Genomic DNA, 16,323 nt, shown 5'->3' on the forward strand with positions numbered 1-16,323 from the left:
GGGCAAAAAACGCGGGCGGGACCGACACCGGGACCGACCGCCGACCGAAGGGACACCACAGTGATCGACACGACCCATCCGGACCTCGTCGCCTATCAGCGGCACGCCACGGCCGCGCTGGAACTGCTCGAGCAGACCGCGATGGTCTCGGCGGACTCCCGCGCTCGGGCACTCGCCGACATGGCTCAGGTCCACGCGACGCTCGCGCTCGCAGCCGCGACGGCCGCGACCGTGCTCGCCGACCCGGTCTGACCGACACCCCCGGACACGAGAACACCGGGCAGCAGCAACCTGCCCGGTGTTCTTCCCGCGAAACTACCGGAAGAGAGAACCCCGATGAGCACACCCACCCAGGACCGTCGCGCCGAACTGGTCGCTGCCGACCCCCACGACATCGAGATCGGCACCAACGTGCGCGATCACGTCGACCTCGACGTGACGCCCGAGTTCGTCGACTCGATCCGTGAACACGGCGTCCTGCACCCGGTGACGGCGCACCGCCGCGACGACGGCGTCCTCGTCCTGATCGACGGGCAGCGCCGCGTGCTCGCCGCCCGCATCGCTGCACAATCCACCGTCCCGGTGATCGTGCGGCCGGACGACGCCGATACCGCTGCCGAGCACGCGATCGCGCGCATCGGCGAGCAGGTCGTGTCCAACAACCACCGCAGCGCGCTCACCGCCGCGCAGAACGCGCGCGCGGTCACCGAGATGCTCGATCTCGGTGTCCCGGTCGCCACGGTCGCGCGCACCCTGTCGGTGCCGCAGAAATCGGTCGCCCTCTACGGCGCGGTCGGTCGCCGCGCGCACGCGGCCGACGCCCTCGACGGATCGCTCACTCTCGAACAGGCAGCGGTGCTCGCACAGTTCGAGGCCGACGGCGACGACGAGGCGGTGCGCGAGCTCACCACCGTGAGCCCCGGCTACTTCGACTACACGGCGCAGCGACTGCTCCAGAAGCGCGAAGAGCTGCGAGTGCGCCGCGAGCACTTCGCACCGCTCGTCGCTGCCGGGTTCACCGCCCTCGACGCGCGGCCGCTCTACAGCGCGCTGGTCGAGGCCGCGATGTTCCGCCGCGCCGACGATCCGGAGCAGCCGCTCGACGAGGCGACCCTGTGCGCCGCACCGCATCTGTGGGCGGTGTGGATCGACTTCGAGTACGCGCACTTCCACGCGAAGACCGGCGAGCCGGTCGACTACGACGACATCGACGAGGCCACCATCGAAGAGCGCGACCTCGAGGCAGCCGAAGGAACGCTGCACGCCGACGATGTGCGCGAGGAAGAGACCGCCGTCCCGGTGTTCTTCTTCCGCGACATCACCCGCATGGACGAGGCCGGGCTCGTCGCCTCCGAACGCGGCAAGTGGTACGTGGACCGCGCGTTGCGTAGGGCCGGGGTCGACACGGACAACCCGCTCCCCGCCGACGAGGACGCGCGCGAAGCCGCCCTCGCGGAACGGCGCGAGACCGAGCGGCGGGAGCGTGCGCGGGTGCGCATCCTCAACAAGAAGAGCGAAGCAGCGCGCACGTTGCGGCACGAGTTCCTCGCCCGGATGCTCGCGGGTAAGACACCGCCGCGCACCGCCTCGGTGTTCACGGCGCGGATGCTCGCGCACGATGCGTCGCTGCTGAGCGGATTCCACGCAGGGGATCTCCTGCCGACTCTCCTCAGCGGCGGGCACGCCGCCGGGAAGGAGCTGGCGGACCACGCCGTCGGAGTGAGCGAACAGCGCGGCTGGATGATCACGTTCGCGATGGTCGTCTCCGCATTCGAATCGCACCTGCCCAAAGACGCCTGGCGCACTCGCCCGCGTCTGGCACCGATCTACTTCGAGATGCTCGCCGCGAACGGTCACCGCATGACCGACGTCGAGAAGGTGATCTCCCGTGAGATCGACGCGGACAGCGTCGACCTCGACGACTGATCGCCACCGTCGACAGCACTGCGCCCCACCCGGAACCGGGCGGGGCGCAGCGCCGCATTCGGGCACGAGGTGCGCGGCGATGTGTTGGCTGGGAACTCCCCGGAGCGCTCGTCAGTGCGTCTGCTCGGCGGCGTCGGTGTCGGCGACGCGGGTGCGCTTGCCGCGCGATGCGGAGCGGCGGGGTGCGCGCTTGGTGGGTTCGCTGATCGCCCACTGTGCGAGTTCTTTGTCGGTGAATCCTGCGCGCCGCGCGGCGGCGGTCGCGGCGGCGAGCCGGTCGGCGTTCTGCTTGTCGATGCGCGCGAACTCCTCGCGTGCGTCGGTGAGCGCACGGTGTGCTTTCGCGACGACGTGGATCGCTTCGATCTTCGCTTCGGCTTGCTTTCGGATCTGCTCGACGTGGGTGGCGATCTCGCGGTCGAGCGGCGAGGTGTCCGCCGCTTGCGTGTCGGCGTTGCTGTTGCCGGGCGTCGTGGTTTTGAGTGCTGTCGGGTTCGTCATGCGTTGATCCTAGGGCGGTTGTCGGTGAGCGCATCCAGACCGAGGGGACGTGTTCTCGGTTGTCCCGGCTGGGTTCCGGCTAGGCGTTGGGTGCACCCGACATCGCGGAGCGGACAGGAATGTCGGGTGTGCCCATCGCCGTGAAGGCCGGTGCCCAGTTGGGGGCAACGCCACGCTGATCGAGCGTGTGGTCCGCGCTGCGCGCGGACATCGGCCGGCTTCGCCGGGCTGTTCTTTTCTCGCGGCGTCCGTCCACAGTTGGGGACTGCTCTGGCCCTCATGTGGATGCCCGAGATTTCTCGGCCGCTTCGCTGATCTCGGGCACCCACAATCGGGACCAGCCCCCAGCTGTGGACGGACGCGGCAAGAGCGTGGAGCTCGCTGCGCTCGCGCTCGTCCCTCGCTGAAAGAGCGGGCACGAGACGCAGGCGCTTCGTGCAACCCGATGGAGCCCCGGCGGAGCAAGATAGCAACTTAGATTATCTACGTTGGTCAGGTGCTTGCTGATCGCGCAAGCACCTGGGACACTGCGTGTAGCCCCACAGCGGTGGGGGCGCTGCGCTGGGCCTGACGAGAAAGGGCGAGACGATGAGTGATTCCGACACTCCGCGTCCTTTCCGTTTGCGCCGCGAACGGCGCGCGAACGCGACCGGGGGCCGCACGAAGGCACATCTGGTGAAGGTGACCCCCGAGGAGGAGTCGGCGCTACTCGCGCGCGCCCAGCAGGCGCGGGTGTCGGTGCCGCGGTTGATGGTCGAGGCGGCGCTCGCCGATCACGGAGAGACGGCGACCGACCGCCGTACCCAGCTCGAAGAGTTGTTCCGCGCGTTCCGGTTACTGGCCGCGTTGTCGAACAACGTCAATCAGATGGCGAAGGCGACGAACGCGACCGGTGAGGTCGCCGAGGAGCTGGCGGTGACGTTGGCTCAGGTGCGGCGGTGTGCGATACGGATCGACGGGGCGATCGACGCGATGGAGCCGCTGTCGTGATCGTGAAGATCGTGCGCGGGGAGAAGATGACCGGGCTGCTGTCGTATCTGCAGGGGCCGGGGAAGGCGAACGAGCACACCGACCCGCATCTGATCACCGGTGATCCGGCGATCATGGCGTGGCACGGCGAGGACGAGCTCTCGCACACGGCGGCACTCGAGGTGGCGCGTGCGGTCGACAAGCCGTACCGGCATTTCGGAACGAAGGTGACGATCCCGAACTATCTGCGGGACGCACAGGGCCGCGAGATGCGTGACCGCGCGGGCAAGAAGGTGCGCGATCCGATCGACCCGGACCGCGATGCGAACGTGTGGCACTGTTCGCTGGCGTTGCGTGCGGACGAGGGCCGGCTGACGGACGAGAAGTGGGGGCAGATCGCGCAGTCGTTCATGGACCGGATGGGGTTCACCGAGGCGTCGGGACGTTCGCCGGCTCGGTGGGTTGCGGTGCACCACGGCATGTCCGCGGCCGGCAACGATCACATCCACATCGCGGCGTCGGCGGTCCGTGAGGACGGCACGAAGGTCGATCTCTACCGCGACTACAAGCGGGCGTCGGAAGCCGCCCATGCACTCGAAGTCGAGCACGGGTTGACGGTGATCGACTCGCGCAGCGCGCAGATCGGCGAACCTGGTTTCCACCGCGCCGAGAAGCATCGAGCCGAGCGCGAGGGCGCGGTCGAGCTCGACCGTGATCTGCTCGCGCGGCGGGTGCGTGCGTGCGCGACGGCCTCACGTGACGAAGCGGAGTTCGTGCGCCGGATGCGCGGGCAGGGGCTGATCGTGCGACCCCGGATGGCTGCGGGCCGCGCCGACGTCGTGACGGGATACAAGGTCGCGCTGCGGCCGCGTGAGCGAAGCACCGCGCCGGTGTTCTACGGCGGGGGGCATCTCGCGAAGGACCTGACACTGCCGCGGTTGCGCGGCGAGTGGGCGGACACTCCGGAGCAGGCCGATGCTGCGGTCGCGGAGTGGAACGCAGCCCGGCGCGGGCAGAAGCCGGTCGCCCCGGGCCGCGAACGCAAGCAGGTCGCCGATCCTCGGATGCTCGATCGCGCGGTGAAGGACCTGACTGCATGGAACGGCTATCTCGCGTCGGTCCCGGTCAGTGACCGCGCGCAGTGGGCGCGTGCCGCGGGACGGACCGCGGGCGTGTTCGCTGCATGGTCGCACCGGTTGGAGACGACACCGGGACCGCTCGCCGACGCAGCACGTCAATTCTCCCGCAGTGCGCAGGTCCCCGCGCACCAGCAGTTCCGCCGCAAGCAAGGGACACTCTCGGCCGGCGGCACCGCACTGATCGTGATGCAGGCGAGCCCGAACCTGTCCCAGTCGGTCGCGTACGCGCTGCTGATGCGGCAGCTGATCAAGACCACCGAAGCGATCGCGGCCGCGCACCGCGCCGCCGGTGACGCGAACCGGGCACGCGAACTCGAGGCCCTCGCACGCACCCGCCTCGACGCTGTGCACTCTCGCCTCGACGCTGTGCACGCCCGCCTCGACCACACACCGGACGGGCCCGCTCCGGCCGCGGCGCGTGCAGCGACGACGACACTCGACCCCGAGCTCGCGGAAGCGCAGCGTCAACGCGAAAGCGACTTCCCCACCGCACCGAAGACCAGCACACCGGGCTCCCCCATCCCGACACGGCTCGACCCTCCGGCGCGCACAGCGCACACGACGGGCCGGGGAGGTGACGAGCGAGGCCGGTGAGCACGCCGCCATACTCGTTCGCCGAGCCCACGTGGGTGGGGACTTCCGCAGGCCGAGTGCTTGCGCTTGCGAACGATTCGGTCAGTCGTTCTCGGCGAGTCGTGTTCCGATCTCGATTGCCCAGTCGAGTCCGATGGTGGACACGTTGAATCGTGTGAATGGGGTATTGACGATTACTGAAGCAAGACCCCACGGTGTGGCGACAGGGTCGCTGTCGTCGCGCGAGACGGCGGCAGCGCCAGCGGTCCGCAGGCGTTCTGTATCGACTACTAGGAAAAAGGGCTCAAGGCCGTCGTCGTACCGACGGCCTTCACGAACCTCGACAACCCCCGACTCGCCGACCGCTTCAGGAGTGACGCCGACCACGACCGACGTCTCATCGTTCGATGTCGTCCACTTGCACATCACGGCACCCGGGTCGTCGCCGGGATAGGGCTCGAATCGTTGCTCCATGAGCCCGGTCAGGTAGTCCGGAATCAGCTCCGCGATCCGCTCACAGGTCCACGGGCGTCGGTCCGTCGTCATAGATGCCGATTCCTCGTTGGCGGCTGGGGACGTCGCCTGCACCGACGTGGCGCAGGCACTCAGGGAAACACCGAGCACGACCGCAACGGCCGCGAATGCGAAGGTGCGGGCGGGCTGGCCGGATCTCACTGTTTGCATCTCGGCTTTCCAGACGTAGGGAACGACGTAACAACGCGGCCGGTGTTGGCGTCGACCGTCACGTTCGCCCACTTAATCCTGCCTGTCGGCAACCCGTTCTTCTTGTTGTACTCGTACATCAAGCGTCCGACCGTGAAGGTGTTGTTGTCTTCGCGGTAACAGACCACCTCGGGATTGCGCAGCGCCGCTTCCATCCCTTCGTCCGCGATCAGTCGCCAGTTCGCGTTTGGAGTTAGTCGGCCCCAATCGTTCCAGTGTTTCACCTGCACATGACGGAAGCCGCCGTTCTCGGTACCGCAGTACATAACGGTGCGGCCTTCGACGAGTCGATGGTCGCCGTCGATGAGTCCGGCGCGGTCGAAGGTGCGAACGACTTTGTCGGTGGGCGAGTTCGGCCCGCAGGCTCCCCATGTCGCTGCGACGGACTCGAATTGGTTGGCGCGCGGTGGTGGCGCGGACTGCGGTTCCGGTGTTTGTCGGAGTTCGTTCATCAGCCCCTCGATGTGACAGTCATCGAGGCGTTGCACTACAGCCCGGCGGAGCTCGCGCATATCGTCCGCGAAGCCGCAAAGTCGACAGGAACTCGGTTCCGCCGATATACGGGGCGGTTGACTCCGCCGCAGCTCCGCGCGGTGCTTGACGCATTCAGCGCGGGAGTGGAGCGTCCCTCAGCGTGACGCGCAGCGAGCACCGCGATCGACTGCGCGACCTGCTCTCGACCCTGGAAATGCCAGTTCCATGGGACACCAACGGTTTTGCTGCGATGCTGAGCGATCGACTCGGCAAGGCCGTCGTGATGAGGACGATGCCAGCGGTCGGCGGAGTTGCAGGCTTCACGACAACCACCCCTCAGCGAGTCGTCATCGCCCTGCGTGAACTCCCGAGCGGGGGGTCGACATTCTCGACCTCGGGCACGAGGTGGGACACCTCCTGCTGGGCCACGACTCGTGCGCGGCCCTGGACCGGGAGAGCGAGGAAGAGGCGACCGCCTTTGGTCATCTGTTTCTCGCGCGGCATGACAGCATCGTCGGGCACGGTCGTGCGATGTCGCCCCGCCAGCCCGCAATCGTTCGGCGCTATGTCCAGCACTTGGAGGGACGCTGATGGATACCGGGCTGATAGTCCAGATCGCGGCACGTAGCGTGGTCGGAATTGCACTGTGCGGAATCACGATTCGTCGTATTCGCACCGGTAGAACTCGCGGTCTCCCCGGCGCCGCCACCGGCGCCGGCGGGTCCGTAGCGTTCGCGAGCCTTGTTTCGGTACCCGTCGTCATGGACGACTGGGTAGATGATCGACTCGCCGCCGCGACCGGATTTCACAACTTCTCGTCTTGGGCAGCTGTAATCGGGTATCAAGCGTCGGCACTGTTCTGCGCTCGCATAGCCGAAACACTGACCACCGACACCACCAAAGCGCGAGTGATCGACGGCCTAGGGATCGCGGGCATCATCGCCACCGCCGGCGCCTACGTGGGCACTGAAATCGTGCACGAGAAGTCATACGGGATCGTCAGCGAACTGTCATTCGACACCGTAGGAAACACCGTCTATCTCAGCCTGTTCTACGGGTTCTTCCTGCTATCACTCGGCCGCATTCTCGCAGCAGGCGTGATCGGACTCAGCGCCATACAGCGCGGCCCACTCGCCGTGACCTTCGGACTGGTCAGCGCGGGCGCAGTTGCCGAGGTGGCGACGTTGGCTCTGATCGTGGCCAAACAAGCCGAGCTGATCGACGTCGAAGCGACCGCTGCGCTCCGCGAAATCCTTCTCACAGGCGGCGTCGCACTACTCGCCGACGCTATCCTGTCCTACAACTGGGAAAAGGTGCACGGTCGGCTCAACCGCTTTCGCAGGCTTCGGTGGTACGTGTCCGAATGGTCGCAGCGGATGCGCATTGAGGGAGCCTTGAAAGTCCTCGCACCGAGCGACCGCGAAATCTGGTCGGAGAGCGCAACCAGCCGCACCGCCGGACTCGCCCGCAACCGCCTGGCGGACATCGAGGACGCAATCCGCGCAACTGCCGACAGAAGCAGGCCGTGACGACCTAGCAAGCCGAGGCGACACGCCGATTTGCCGCCCGCGACAGGTTGCCTGCACTTGCTGCACAGAAATGCTTTAGCGTGCGTGTTACGCTGCGTCTAGTAGCAGTTTGCAGCAGCTACTCAAGGCGCACTTCGCCGGGGAGTGTAGCTTGTCCGTCGGGAGTGTTAGAGACGTGCGAAACGAGCTACGGGGAAGTGCCAGGTGGGCGCGCTCTGACGCGATCATAAGCATCCTGGACGACGACCGGATCGACACCAACCGCGGACGCCAGTCGGTGCTTCAAGTCCTCACCGAGAGGCGCCTCGCCGCGCTCGACATTGCTCAAGCGGGTCGTCGTGGTGCGCATCATGCAGCGCGTTGATCCGATACGCCCGGAGCACGTCCGCGTCACGGACCGGGTCGTTGCGCCACCGGTAGTAGGGCTGTCTCGCGAGCTTGAGAACCCGGCACGACACCGTTACGGGAATCCCCGCATCGGCGAGCTCAGATACGAGCGGGTACGTCATTTTGGGGAGCCACCGAGCTTCAGGTTCGCCTGCGACAGATACGCCGCCGCACGCCGAAGGACCTCGTTCTCCTGCTCGAGCAACCGGATCCGCTTCTTCAACTCCCGAGCCTCCGCGGCATCAGCAACAGTTTGGCCAGGACGGTTGCCCTCCTCGACATCGGCCTGGCGGAGCCAGTTCTGCAGCGTCGCTTCGCTGATACCGAAATCGGTGGCGATCTGTTTGATGGTCACGCCGATCTCACGGCGCCTCGCGACCGCGACAACGTCTTCGCGGAACTCCTGGGGATAAGGACCGGGCATGATGACATCCTCCCCGTCAGCGCCTCCCGGCACTAACGATCAGTTGACACCAGTTCCTGCTTCACGCCCGCAGCAGGTTGTTGAAACTGTAGGAGTGGAACGCGGTCATGTGGTCGAGGTAGGCGGTCCAGGCGTCCGAGTCCACCAGCGCGGCAACTTGATCGGTGATCGAGGCTTGCAGGCGTTCGGACAGCTCGCGGCGGGCGGTTGCTTTGTCTTCGGCCGACTTGGTGGTGGTGCGGTGTGTGCTCATGGTGTGCGGTCCCCTTCTCCCGGTGCGTTCTTTCGCCGTCATCGGGCGTGGCGGAGATGAGGCAGCGCCCGATGACGGCGAAAGAACGAGGGGAAGGGACAGGCACAGTCCGCAACCCGCCACCGATGAGAGAGGCCACCTGCCATGAGCATCAACGACACCTACTGGACCACCTACGACCAGGCGCTCGACGCCGCCGCAGCAGCCCGAGCCGCGCGCGTTGCGGTCGGCGTCGACGAACCCGTGCCGGGCATGCAGCCTCCGCGGATCGCTGGCGCTGGTTCGACCTATTCGAGACGAAACACGTTCAGGAGCGTAGACGGGCGAGGGTGTTGAACAGCTCGGCCGTCAGAATGGTCCCACTGTTGGCGAGCCCGCCACCGTTGTGTATGGCGTTCGCAGTGTCTTCGTCGGTGATGGTGACGGATGCCCCGCTCTGTCCGCTGTATGTGTCGGTTGTGTACCGCAGCGTGCGGTCGGTTTGGCGAACGATGGGGGCGTTGTCCTGCCACATTGTGCCGGGTGCCTGATCGGTGGGGTATCCGATGATTCGGGCGGGTTGTCCGACGAGATCAGCGGCGGTGACAGGCTCGAGGCCGTACCAGCCGACGTCGTTGCCGGCAGGTCCGTCGAGTTCGATCACACCCCAGTCTCGCCCCGGGGCACCGTATTTGGAGTCAAACCAGACAGTAGATGCGCGGTAGGTTCCGTACGGACCGGTTTGCGTTCCGTTTCGGGCAGGTGTGAAGGTTATGTGCGAACTGAGATCTGTTCCGTCGGTGAGGCAGTGACCGGCTGTCACCACGGTGGACGGCGAGATCAGCCATCCGGTGCATGTCGCTGTCTGCGCTGGAGTGCCGAAAGAGAACGTGATTTCTCCGGTGCGGCGGTAGGGAGCGAAGCGGGTGTCCGTCACGCTGGTCCGGTCGTCGGGTCCGATGATTGACCGTGGACTGCGCGCGGAACCGTTCGAGGAATCGGTACGCGAGTATCCGACATCGTCGCTGAGCCCGTCGCCGGGCAGCGGGTTCGAGATGTCCATCGTGTCGTCGACGATTCGGTAACCGACCGGGTCGATGGGCAGGTTCTGCGGTGGGGCGGCATGTGCTGTCGTTCCGACGGTGATCAGTGACAGGGCGAGAAGCGTTGCTGCCCAAACTCTGTGGGCGAACCGTCCTGAGTTCGACATCGTTGGCTTCCTGGTTGAACGGGGGCGTCGCTGGGCAGCTGGTCTGCATGCCGGGCACTCACCCGACTGGCGGATCGAATGCCGGCTGCGGGGGTCGAACTTGTCGTCGTCGACCCCCGCAGCCTGCCTCCGGAGCGGATCGTGTCCCTCAGCGACAGTGGTCAGGCTTTCCCGTTGTGGTCGGTCTTCGAGTGCTCCCGCGCGATCGAGGCGGCGATGACGCTGGTCTTGAGGTCCCACCCGACCGCTGCACGGAATTTCTGTGCTGTGACGTCCCACGAGTCCTCGGGTATCGCGGCCAGTATGTGAGCGAACTGGGGTTGCTGGAGGAATTCGCTCACCGATTGCTCACGCAGGTACGTGTTCGCGAACTCCGCCGCGTCGCGTGCGGCATGAGGTGGGCGGAACACCCGTGCCAGTATCACTTTGCGAACGGTGTAGCGCACCAGGCCCCGGCGCCGACGAGCGCGGCGGTTGCTCCCGCCACGCCGCCCTTGAGTGCATTGACACCGACCAGCCTCGCTAGTACCCAGGCAACTTCTTTGAAATTCTTGGTTGCGATCAGGTACGCCAGTTGACTGCCTCCTCCCGCTGCACCGCCTGTGAGCCCACCGAGTCCGACAGCGTTGAGAACGCACTGTCGGTACCCAGGTGAGCTGACCGAATGCTCGGGAGATGGCTGATTCAGCACCTGTGTCACGGCAGCCAACGCGTCGACGTCGACCCCCTCGGCATGGGCGAGCTGTTCGTTGACGACCCACTCGTAGTTGTCCTGGACGATCAAGTCGGTGAATATATGCTCCGCTTGTTTCTCGGCGACCCGCAGCTCCTCGTCGGTCAGAGGCCGGTCAACAATCTGAAGCGACGAATCGGGTGTCGAGGGACCATCTACCTCGGCGGGGGAAGCCGACGCAACCGCGCCGGTAGCTGCCGATAGAGCAATGGTGGCAGCTGCGATGGTGGCCAGCGCCCGGTGTCTTCTGCCGTTCATGCGGTCTCCTGAGTGTTGATGTTGCTTACTACCGATCGTTACAAACCTCACGGTAGTATAGATTGCCGATGCCCGCATCACCTACGAATGGGGCATCGGCGAGGTGGCAGACCCCCGATTGTCGGACCAGGTCGTTCTAGAGTCGATCGGGGTTCGGGTCAGTCGATCAAGCTGGGCCGGACGGTGTCCGCCGGCACCCGGGGCAGTGTCGAGTCTGCGTGGGGCTTGGGCGGGCAGCGTCACAGCGGTGACCATATTCGCGTCTCAGCTGTTTCGGGTTGCGCTCTTCTCGAAGTGGCGGTAGAGCGTTCGTCTGCTGACGCCGAGGATTTCGGCGATGTCGCCGACGGTGGCGCCTTGGTTGCGCATGCGGGTGGCGGCGCGTTTCTTGGCCGGGCTCATCACAGGGGGTCGGCCGCCGATGTTGCCGCGTTCGCGGGCGGCGGCGAGGCCGGCCGCGGTGCGTTCGCGCAGTAGTCGGCGTTCGAAGGCGGCGAGCGCGCCGAAGATGTGGAAGACCAGCTCGCCGCCGGCGGTGCTGGTCTCGATCTGCTCGGTCACCGATGCGAACGCCACTCCCCTGCTCTTGAGGTCGGTGACGAGCTCGATCAGGTGGGGCAGGTTGCGGCCGAGTCGGTCCAGCCGCCACACGCACAGCGTGTCCCCGGGCAGCAAGGTGTCGAGCAGATCCGACAGAGCCGGGCGGCTGGTGGTCGCGCCGCTGGCGGTGTCGGTGAAGATGCGTTCGCACCCGAACGCTGTCAGGGCGTCGCTCTGCAGGGCGGGGGTCTGTTCGGTGGTCGAGACCCTGGCGTAGCCGTATGTGTGTCCCACAGCCCCGAAGGGTGCCACAACTCACCGACAGCGCTGGTTGTGGCAGTGCCGGTTTCGCACACGTTTCTGGCACAGGATCGCCGCTGGTCGCCCACTGCCCCGATTCGGCCCGGCGGGGTGTGCCAGAAACGGTCGTTTGTGGCGCGGTCTCTGTCAGTGCTCGTGGTCGCCGAATTGCACTTCGATCGGTCGGGACGCGGCGCCGCCGACGTCGGCGGCGTCACCGATGTGGATCAGATACGGCAACGGGTCGGGTAACCACGCAACGCCCGGCACCACCTCGGTCACGGTGAACAAGCTCCCGGCCGCCGGGATCGCTGCGAGTTCGATCGCAGCCCAGGAACGGATGTCGTCACAGACGGGGTCCTCGCACATCCGGCAGGCCAGGTAGTCGAGCCCGACCAGTGTCCAGAGGTTCTCCCCGTGCACCGCGATCAGGTACGTCGTGTCGGTGTCCGTGTTCACCGGATACAGCACGGTCGGGAAGACGAAGCAGAAAAGTTCCCGCCACGCCGGTCCGGTCGGCGGTACGGCGGCCGGGACGATGACCGGCTGGTTGTCGACGAGATGGTCGATCCGGTGGAACACCGAGTCGGCTACCGCGTGGCGGGGGGCGGTGCGTGCTCACCTCCGGGGTGCCGGTCGGTCATCGGGCACCGTCCCTGGTGTCGGGCTGATGGCGCTCGATCCACTCTTCGACGAGCTCTTCCACAACGTCGCGCATCTTCACTCCCTCGGCGGCGGCCGTTGCCTTGAACCGCCTGTGGACGGTGCTCGCGATCCAGGTTGTCATCTTTGTTCGATCGTCGTCCGGGTGCGCGAAACTTGATTCCACGGACTGAGCTGCCGGAACTGTGGTGGCCGGACGTGAACGGGGACCCAGCGCACTGGATTTGCTGAGACTCATGCCAGGGACTCCTCGATCTCGCGTACCACGTCCGAGTAGCCCTCGTCATGGTGTGGTGTCGTGCCGAACGTCGAGCGCACCCGCTCCTTCATCGGTATCACGGTGTCGAAACGCGGAACGTCGTTCGCGTCGAACACTTCTTTCGCCTCGTAGAGAAGCTTGGTGCCCAACCGAGCCGCGGTGATCAGGACACCGAACGGTAGCCGACCCTGTATGGACGGCAGGGTCTCCCACACTCGGGCTGTGTCGAGGCCAGTTGCCTGGGTAGGCAGGATGACGAAGTCCGATGCGGCGATCGCCGCGTCGATGACCTGGCCGTCACCAGGTGGCGTGTCGATGATGACGATTGTTCCCGCCCGTGCCGTGTACTTCGCCAGCCTCTTCATGTTGGCAACCTCGACCTTGAACGGGAGGGGGTCCCCGCTTTCGGCTGCGCGGTCGGCCCAGTCTGTCGCCGAGCCCTGTTTATCGAGGTCGAGCATTACTACGTCGCTACCTCGGCGGCGGTAGGCCGCGGCGAGGTAGATCGCGCTGGTGGTCTTGGCCGTTCCGCCCTTGGTGTTCACCAAACTGATAATCACTCGGAGCCTTCCCTGCTGTGTTGACGGGTCGCCGTAAAGCTGTATACGGAATGCTGGTTTGACAGGTGCACGGTTTTGCAGGCGTACATCAACCTGGCTAACTGTATAAAAGTATACAGTTAGCCGGAAGCCTGTAAAGCCATGTTGCTGGTTTGCCGCACTACCGGGTACCTGTGTTTACGGTCTGCTGTATACGGCAATACAGCTTACTGTACTTACGGCGATTCGGCCGTCTCAGTGATGCCGCGGTGAACCCGCTACGGGCGCGTGGGGCGTATGAAACCTCCGCACGCGTGCGTATGGATCGAACTGCCGTCTGTCCCAGAGTCCTTCGTCGGCCATGATTGCGTCCCAGAGTCCTTCGTCGGGTGGTCCGGTGCCGTCGTCGACGAGGATCGGGCCTGGTGGTGGGGGAGCGGTACGGGCGGCTTCGTGGGCGGCGAGCCAGTCGCGCCAGATGACCCGTTCGGCGCGGTGGCGGACGATGCGGGCGCGGACGGCCGCGCCGAGGCCGTGCCGGTGGGCGAGGGTGTCCAGGTCCGCGGTGCCGAGCTGCACCAGGCCGTCGGCGACGGTGAGCAGACCGGTGATGCGCAGGTCGAGCAGGGTTTCGTAGCCGCTGCTGCGGCCGATCCGCACCAGTTGGAGCAGTGTCTCGACGCTCATGGGGGTGTCGGCGGCCGCGACCGCGTCGTACATCATGCGGTGCCGATACCCGAGGACACTCCACACCGGGTGCACCGTGCCCACCCCAGCAAATAGCTGAGTGCCCGTTTCTGGGCCTGAGTCGCCCGCTGACGCATCGACCCCCTTCGCCGGTACGAGGGCGTACCGGTCGGCGTTCTGGCCCGCTCCGCGCTCGATCAGCAGCACCGGTGACCCGGGAGCGTCCCGCAACCGGGTCAGGGTGTCCCGCACCGTCGTCTCCGGCAGCAGGCCCGCCGCCGTGGACAGGGACCGGCCACCGAGCGCCACCACCGGCACACCTTCGACCACCTCACCCGCGACCGCCGCACCCCACGCGAGGGCCTGGATCACCGCGTGGGTGGTCCACCTGTCACGACGACCTGCGTAGCGCGACTGCACCCACCGCTGAGCCGACACCAGCCACGAGCGAACAATTTCCGGGGCATCCCCGCGCCCCCCTGTGAGCTTGTACTCGTGCCCGGTATCCCGGACTGGGTCGGGAAGTGACGACGCGGCCCAGGTGAGGGCGCGGGCGGTGTCGCGGGCGATCGCGGCGGCCGGGGTGCGGTAGTGCTGGTAAGCGGCGCGCAGGCCCGCGTACGCCTCGTCGGCGCCGAGGACGCGGGCGGTGATGTCGGCGGCGGTGCCGCCGGCGAGGACGAAGTGCGTGACGACGGACTGGCGGGCCTCCGACCGGGACGGCCACCGGGCCGTGTCCAGCCGCCCGGTGGCGGCGAAAGCCGCGACCGGGGCGGGCAGGGGAGTGGACCGGCACCACCGTGGATGCAGCCGCGCCGCGGCGCCGACACCGACGATGCGGTCGGCCGCGGTGATCGCCTCGATTTCCGTGGCCACCGCCGCCGCGTGGCCGCGCGACCGGGTGGCCACCGTCGACGCCGTGTCGCCGCCGGTGAGGGCGGCTGCGGCGGTGCCGCCGAGCAACGCACCCAGCCGGGTCAACAGCGCCGGGTGCGACCCGACGATGAGGGCGTCGACGGCGGTGTCCAGGTCGCCGTGCAGGATCCGGTGGCTGCCCTCCTTGCACGCCGACCCCGGAACCGTGATGCACCCCGTCGCCGGGTTGGTCATCGGGACGATGTCCAACGTCGGCAACCGCGCGGCCAGCAAAGTGAGCAACGGGCGGAGCTCGTCGACGCCGGCGGACTGGCCCGGGGCCAGCGGCACCAGGACATGCCGCCCGCCGCTGGTCGACGAATCCACCACAGCGCGGCCGCCGCACTCGGCCAGCCACCCCAACACCCGGCCCACATCGGCGCACACCGCATCGCTGCCGTGGTGCTTGGCATCGAAATCCAGCGCGATCACCCGGGCACGGCCGCGGGCGTACAGCGGCACCGCCGCCGGCACCACCGGCCGCCGCGTCGTCAACGACCGGGAAATGCGTCGGGGCCGCCGAACCGTGGTGGTCGGCGGCCCCGTCGTGGTGGCGTGCGGAAGTCAGCGGCTGCTGATGGCGCGTTCGGGGGTCTGGCTGGGGCTGCTCGATCCCTTGCGGGCTTTCGGTGCTCGGCGTGGTCCGCCGCCGGCGACGGCGGCCGCGGGGTGGGTTGCCTGGTCGAGGTCGGCTTGCAGCCGCGCTGCGGTGGTCTGGTCGTCGATGCCGGCGGCGCGCATCTCGCGGGCGAATGCTTCGCGTCGTTCGGCGCTGTCCCATTCGGAGTCGGCACGTTCACGGTGCTGTTCGGCTTCGGCCGGCGCCTCGCCGCGGTCTGCGCGCTCGGCATGTTCCATGAGCTGGGAGGCGGTGAGGTTGTTGCGGGCGGCTTGTTGGTCTTCCTGGGCGGCCTGGGCGATGTCGTCCTGTGCGGAGCGCAGGAGGGCGTTGATCTCGCGGTGATCGCGTTCGGTGGCGTCGATGCCGTACCGCTGGCGAAGTCGTTGTTCCATCTCGCGGGCGGCGGCGTGAGCGGCGGAGGACTCGTTCTCCCAGGAGCGGGCGAGGTGGTAGTGGTCGGCGATCGCGCCCGGCCCGGTGCGGTCCCACCACTGGTCGTGGTGGATGCGGGACAAGGTGGTTTCGGCGTGAGCGCGTTCGGCGGTGAACGCTGCTTCGAGGCTGCGTCGGTTCGCCTCGCTGGCGTCCTGGGCGTGACGGCGTTGCACTTCACGCGAGCGGGCAGCGCGTTCGGCCAGCCGGGTCGCGGCTTGGACTCCCACGCGCATGATGGTGCCGAACTCGCGGTTGATTTCGGGGATCTCGTTGTCGGACATGGCG

20 protein-coding genes are annotated in these 16,323 nt (G+C 67.0%); 5 read left to right on the plus strand and 15 right to left on the minus strand.

Annotated elements, in window-relative coordinates; genetic code table 11:
- The first annotated feature begins 60 nt into the window (after positions 1-60).
- Positions 61-252: a hypothetical protein gene (locus RR1_RS17275; RefSeq protein WP_072713681.1), complete on the plus strand. Its 192-nt coding sequence runs from the start codon at positions 61-63 to the stop codon at positions 250-252.
- A gap of 84 nt (positions 253-336) precedes the next feature.
- Entirely contained in the window at positions 337-1,926 is a 1,590-nt protein-coding gene (locus RR1_RS17280) for a ParB/RepB/Spo0J family partition protein (protein WP_072713682.1), read from the plus strand.
- A 111-nt stretch (positions 1,927-2,037) separates the two neighbouring features.
- On the opposite strand, the gene RR1_RS17285 is transcribed toward RR1_RS17280, so the two are convergent.
- Together RR1_RS17285 and RR1_RS22960 are read right to left on the minus strand one after the other, a co-directional pair.
- On the minus strand, positions 2,038-2,427 hold the full coding sequence (locus tag RR1_RS17285; protein WP_083581026.1) for a hypothetical protein: 390 nt from the start codon (positions 2,425-2,427) through the stop codon (positions 2,038-2,040).
- Positions 2,428-2,506: 79 nt separating this feature from the next.
- Positions 2,507-2,638: a hypothetical protein gene (locus tag RR1_RS22960; protein ID WP_255312202.1), complete on the minus strand. Its 132-nt coding sequence runs from the start codon at positions 2,636-2,638 to the stop codon at positions 2,507-2,509.
- A 377-nt stretch (positions 2,639-3,015) separates the two neighbouring features.
- Between RR1_RS22960 and RR1_RS17290 the strand changes: the two genes are divergently transcribed.
- Both RR1_RS17290 and RR1_RS17295 read left to right on the plus strand, forming a co-directional pair.
- Positions 3,016-3,417 carry a plasmid mobilization protein gene (locus tag RR1_RS17290; RefSeq protein WP_072713683.1) on the plus strand — a complete coding sequence of 134 codons (402 nt, stop codon included), beginning with the start codon at positions 3,016-3,018 and terminating at the stop codon, positions 3,415-3,417.
- A complete protein-coding gene (locus tag RR1_RS17295; protein ID WP_072713684.1) occupies positions 3,414-5,129 on the plus strand; it encodes a relaxase/mobilization nuclease domain-containing protein in 1,716 nt (571 codons plus the stop codon). Before RR1_RS17290 ends, RR1_RS17295 begins: the two co-directional genes overlap by 4 nt.
- 81 nt (positions 5,130-5,210) lie before the next feature.
- Here the strand turns inward: RR1_RS17295 and RR1_RS17300 are convergent, their stop codons facing one another.
- Both RR1_RS17300 and RR1_RS22030 read right to left on the minus strand, forming a co-directional pair.
- The gene (locus RR1_RS17300) at positions 5,211-5,654 is read right to left on the minus strand and encodes a hypothetical protein (RefSeq protein WP_143153895.1); all 444 of its coding nucleotides are present in this window, start codon (positions 5,652-5,654) and stop codon (positions 5,211-5,213) included.
- A gap of 125 nt (positions 5,655-5,779) precedes the next feature.
- A complete protein-coding gene (locus RR1_RS22030; protein ID WP_143153896.1) occupies positions 5,780-6,283 on the minus strand; it encodes a hypothetical protein in 504 nt (167 codons plus the stop codon).
- Positions 6,284-6,895: 612 nt separating this feature from the next.
- Between RR1_RS22030 and RR1_RS17310 the strand changes: the two genes are divergently transcribed.
- Entirely contained in the window at positions 6,896-7,834 is a 939-nt protein-coding gene (locus RR1_RS17310) for a hypothetical protein (RefSeq protein ID WP_143153897.1), read from the plus strand.
- Positions 7,835-8,339: 505 nt separating this feature from the next.
- Here the strand turns inward: RR1_RS17310 and RR1_RS22650 are convergent.
- The 11 genes from RR1_RS22650 to RR1_RS17370 all read right to left on the minus strand — a co-directional run bounded on the left by RR1_RS22650 (position 8,340) and on the right by RR1_RS17370 (position 16,319).
- Positions 8,340-8,645, minus strand: a complete 306-nt coding sequence (locus RR1_RS22650) for a transposase (RefSeq protein WP_072713725.1) — start codon at positions 8,643-8,645, stop codon at positions 8,340-8,342.
- A gap of 61 nt (positions 8,646-8,706) precedes the next feature.
- Positions 8,707-8,898, minus strand: a complete 192-nt coding sequence (locus tag RR1_RS17325) for a hypothetical protein (RefSeq protein ID WP_072713688.1) — start codon at positions 8,896-8,898, stop codon at positions 8,707-8,709.
- A 307-nt stretch (positions 8,899-9,205) separates the two neighbouring features.
- Positions 9,206-10,087 (minus strand): trypsin-like serine peptidase, encoded by an 882-nt coding sequence (locus tag RR1_RS17330; protein ID WP_083581028.1) that lies wholly within the window; start codon positions 10,085-10,087, stop codon positions 9,206-9,208.
- A gap of 161 nt (positions 10,088-10,248) precedes the next feature.
- Positions 10,249-10,497, minus strand: a complete 249-nt coding sequence (locus tag RR1_RS17335; protein ID WP_083581029.1) for a hypothetical protein — start codon at positions 10,495-10,497, stop codon at positions 10,249-10,251.
- Positions 10,498-10,508: 11 nt separating this feature from the next.
- Positions 10,509-11,078, minus strand: coding sequence for a hypothetical protein (locus RR1_RS17340; protein WP_255312203.1), 570 nt, complete (start codon positions 11,076-11,078; stop codon positions 10,509-10,511).
- 264 nt (positions 11,079-11,342) lie between these two features.
- Positions 11,343-11,930, minus strand: coding sequence for a recombinase family protein (locus tag RR1_RS17345; RefSeq protein WP_255312204.1), 588 nt, complete (start codon positions 11,928-11,930; stop codon positions 11,343-11,345).
- A 135-nt stretch (positions 11,931-12,065) separates the two neighbouring features.
- Complete coding sequence (locus RR1_RS17350) at positions 12,066-12,500, minus strand: hypothetical protein (protein WP_072713692.1); 435 nt, start codon at positions 12,498-12,500, stop codon at positions 12,066-12,068.
- A gap of 58 nt (positions 12,501-12,558) precedes the next feature.
- Complete coding sequence (locus RR1_RS17355) at positions 12,559-12,819, minus strand: plasmid partition protein ParG (RefSeq protein WP_072713693.1); 261 nt, start codon at positions 12,817-12,819, stop codon at positions 12,559-12,561.
- Positions 12,816-13,400 (minus strand): AAA family ATPase, encoded by a 585-nt coding sequence (locus tag RR1_RS17360; protein ID WP_072713694.1) that lies wholly within the window; start codon positions 13,398-13,400, stop codon positions 12,816-12,818. The genes RR1_RS17355 and RR1_RS17360 overlap by 4 nt, the downstream gene beginning before the upstream one ends.
- 234 nt (positions 13,401-13,634) lie before the next feature.
- Positions 13,635-15,476: a hypothetical protein gene (locus tag RR1_RS17365; RefSeq protein WP_143153898.1), complete on the minus strand. Its 1,842-nt coding sequence runs from the start codon at positions 15,474-15,476 to the stop codon at positions 13,635-13,637.
- Positions 15,477-15,545: 69 nt separating this feature from the next.
- Complete coding sequence (locus RR1_RS17370) at positions 15,546-16,319, minus strand: hypothetical protein (protein ID WP_072713696.1); 774 nt, start codon at positions 16,317-16,319, stop codon at positions 15,546-15,548.
- Positions 16,320-16,323: the final 4 nt, after the last annotated feature.

It is taken from the genome of Rhodococcus rhodnii NBRC 100604, from assembly GCF_001894925.1.
Classification (GTDB): domain Bacteria; phylum Actinomycetota; class Actinomycetes; order Mycobacteriales; family Mycobacteriaceae; genus Rhodococcus_F; species Rhodococcus_F rhodnii.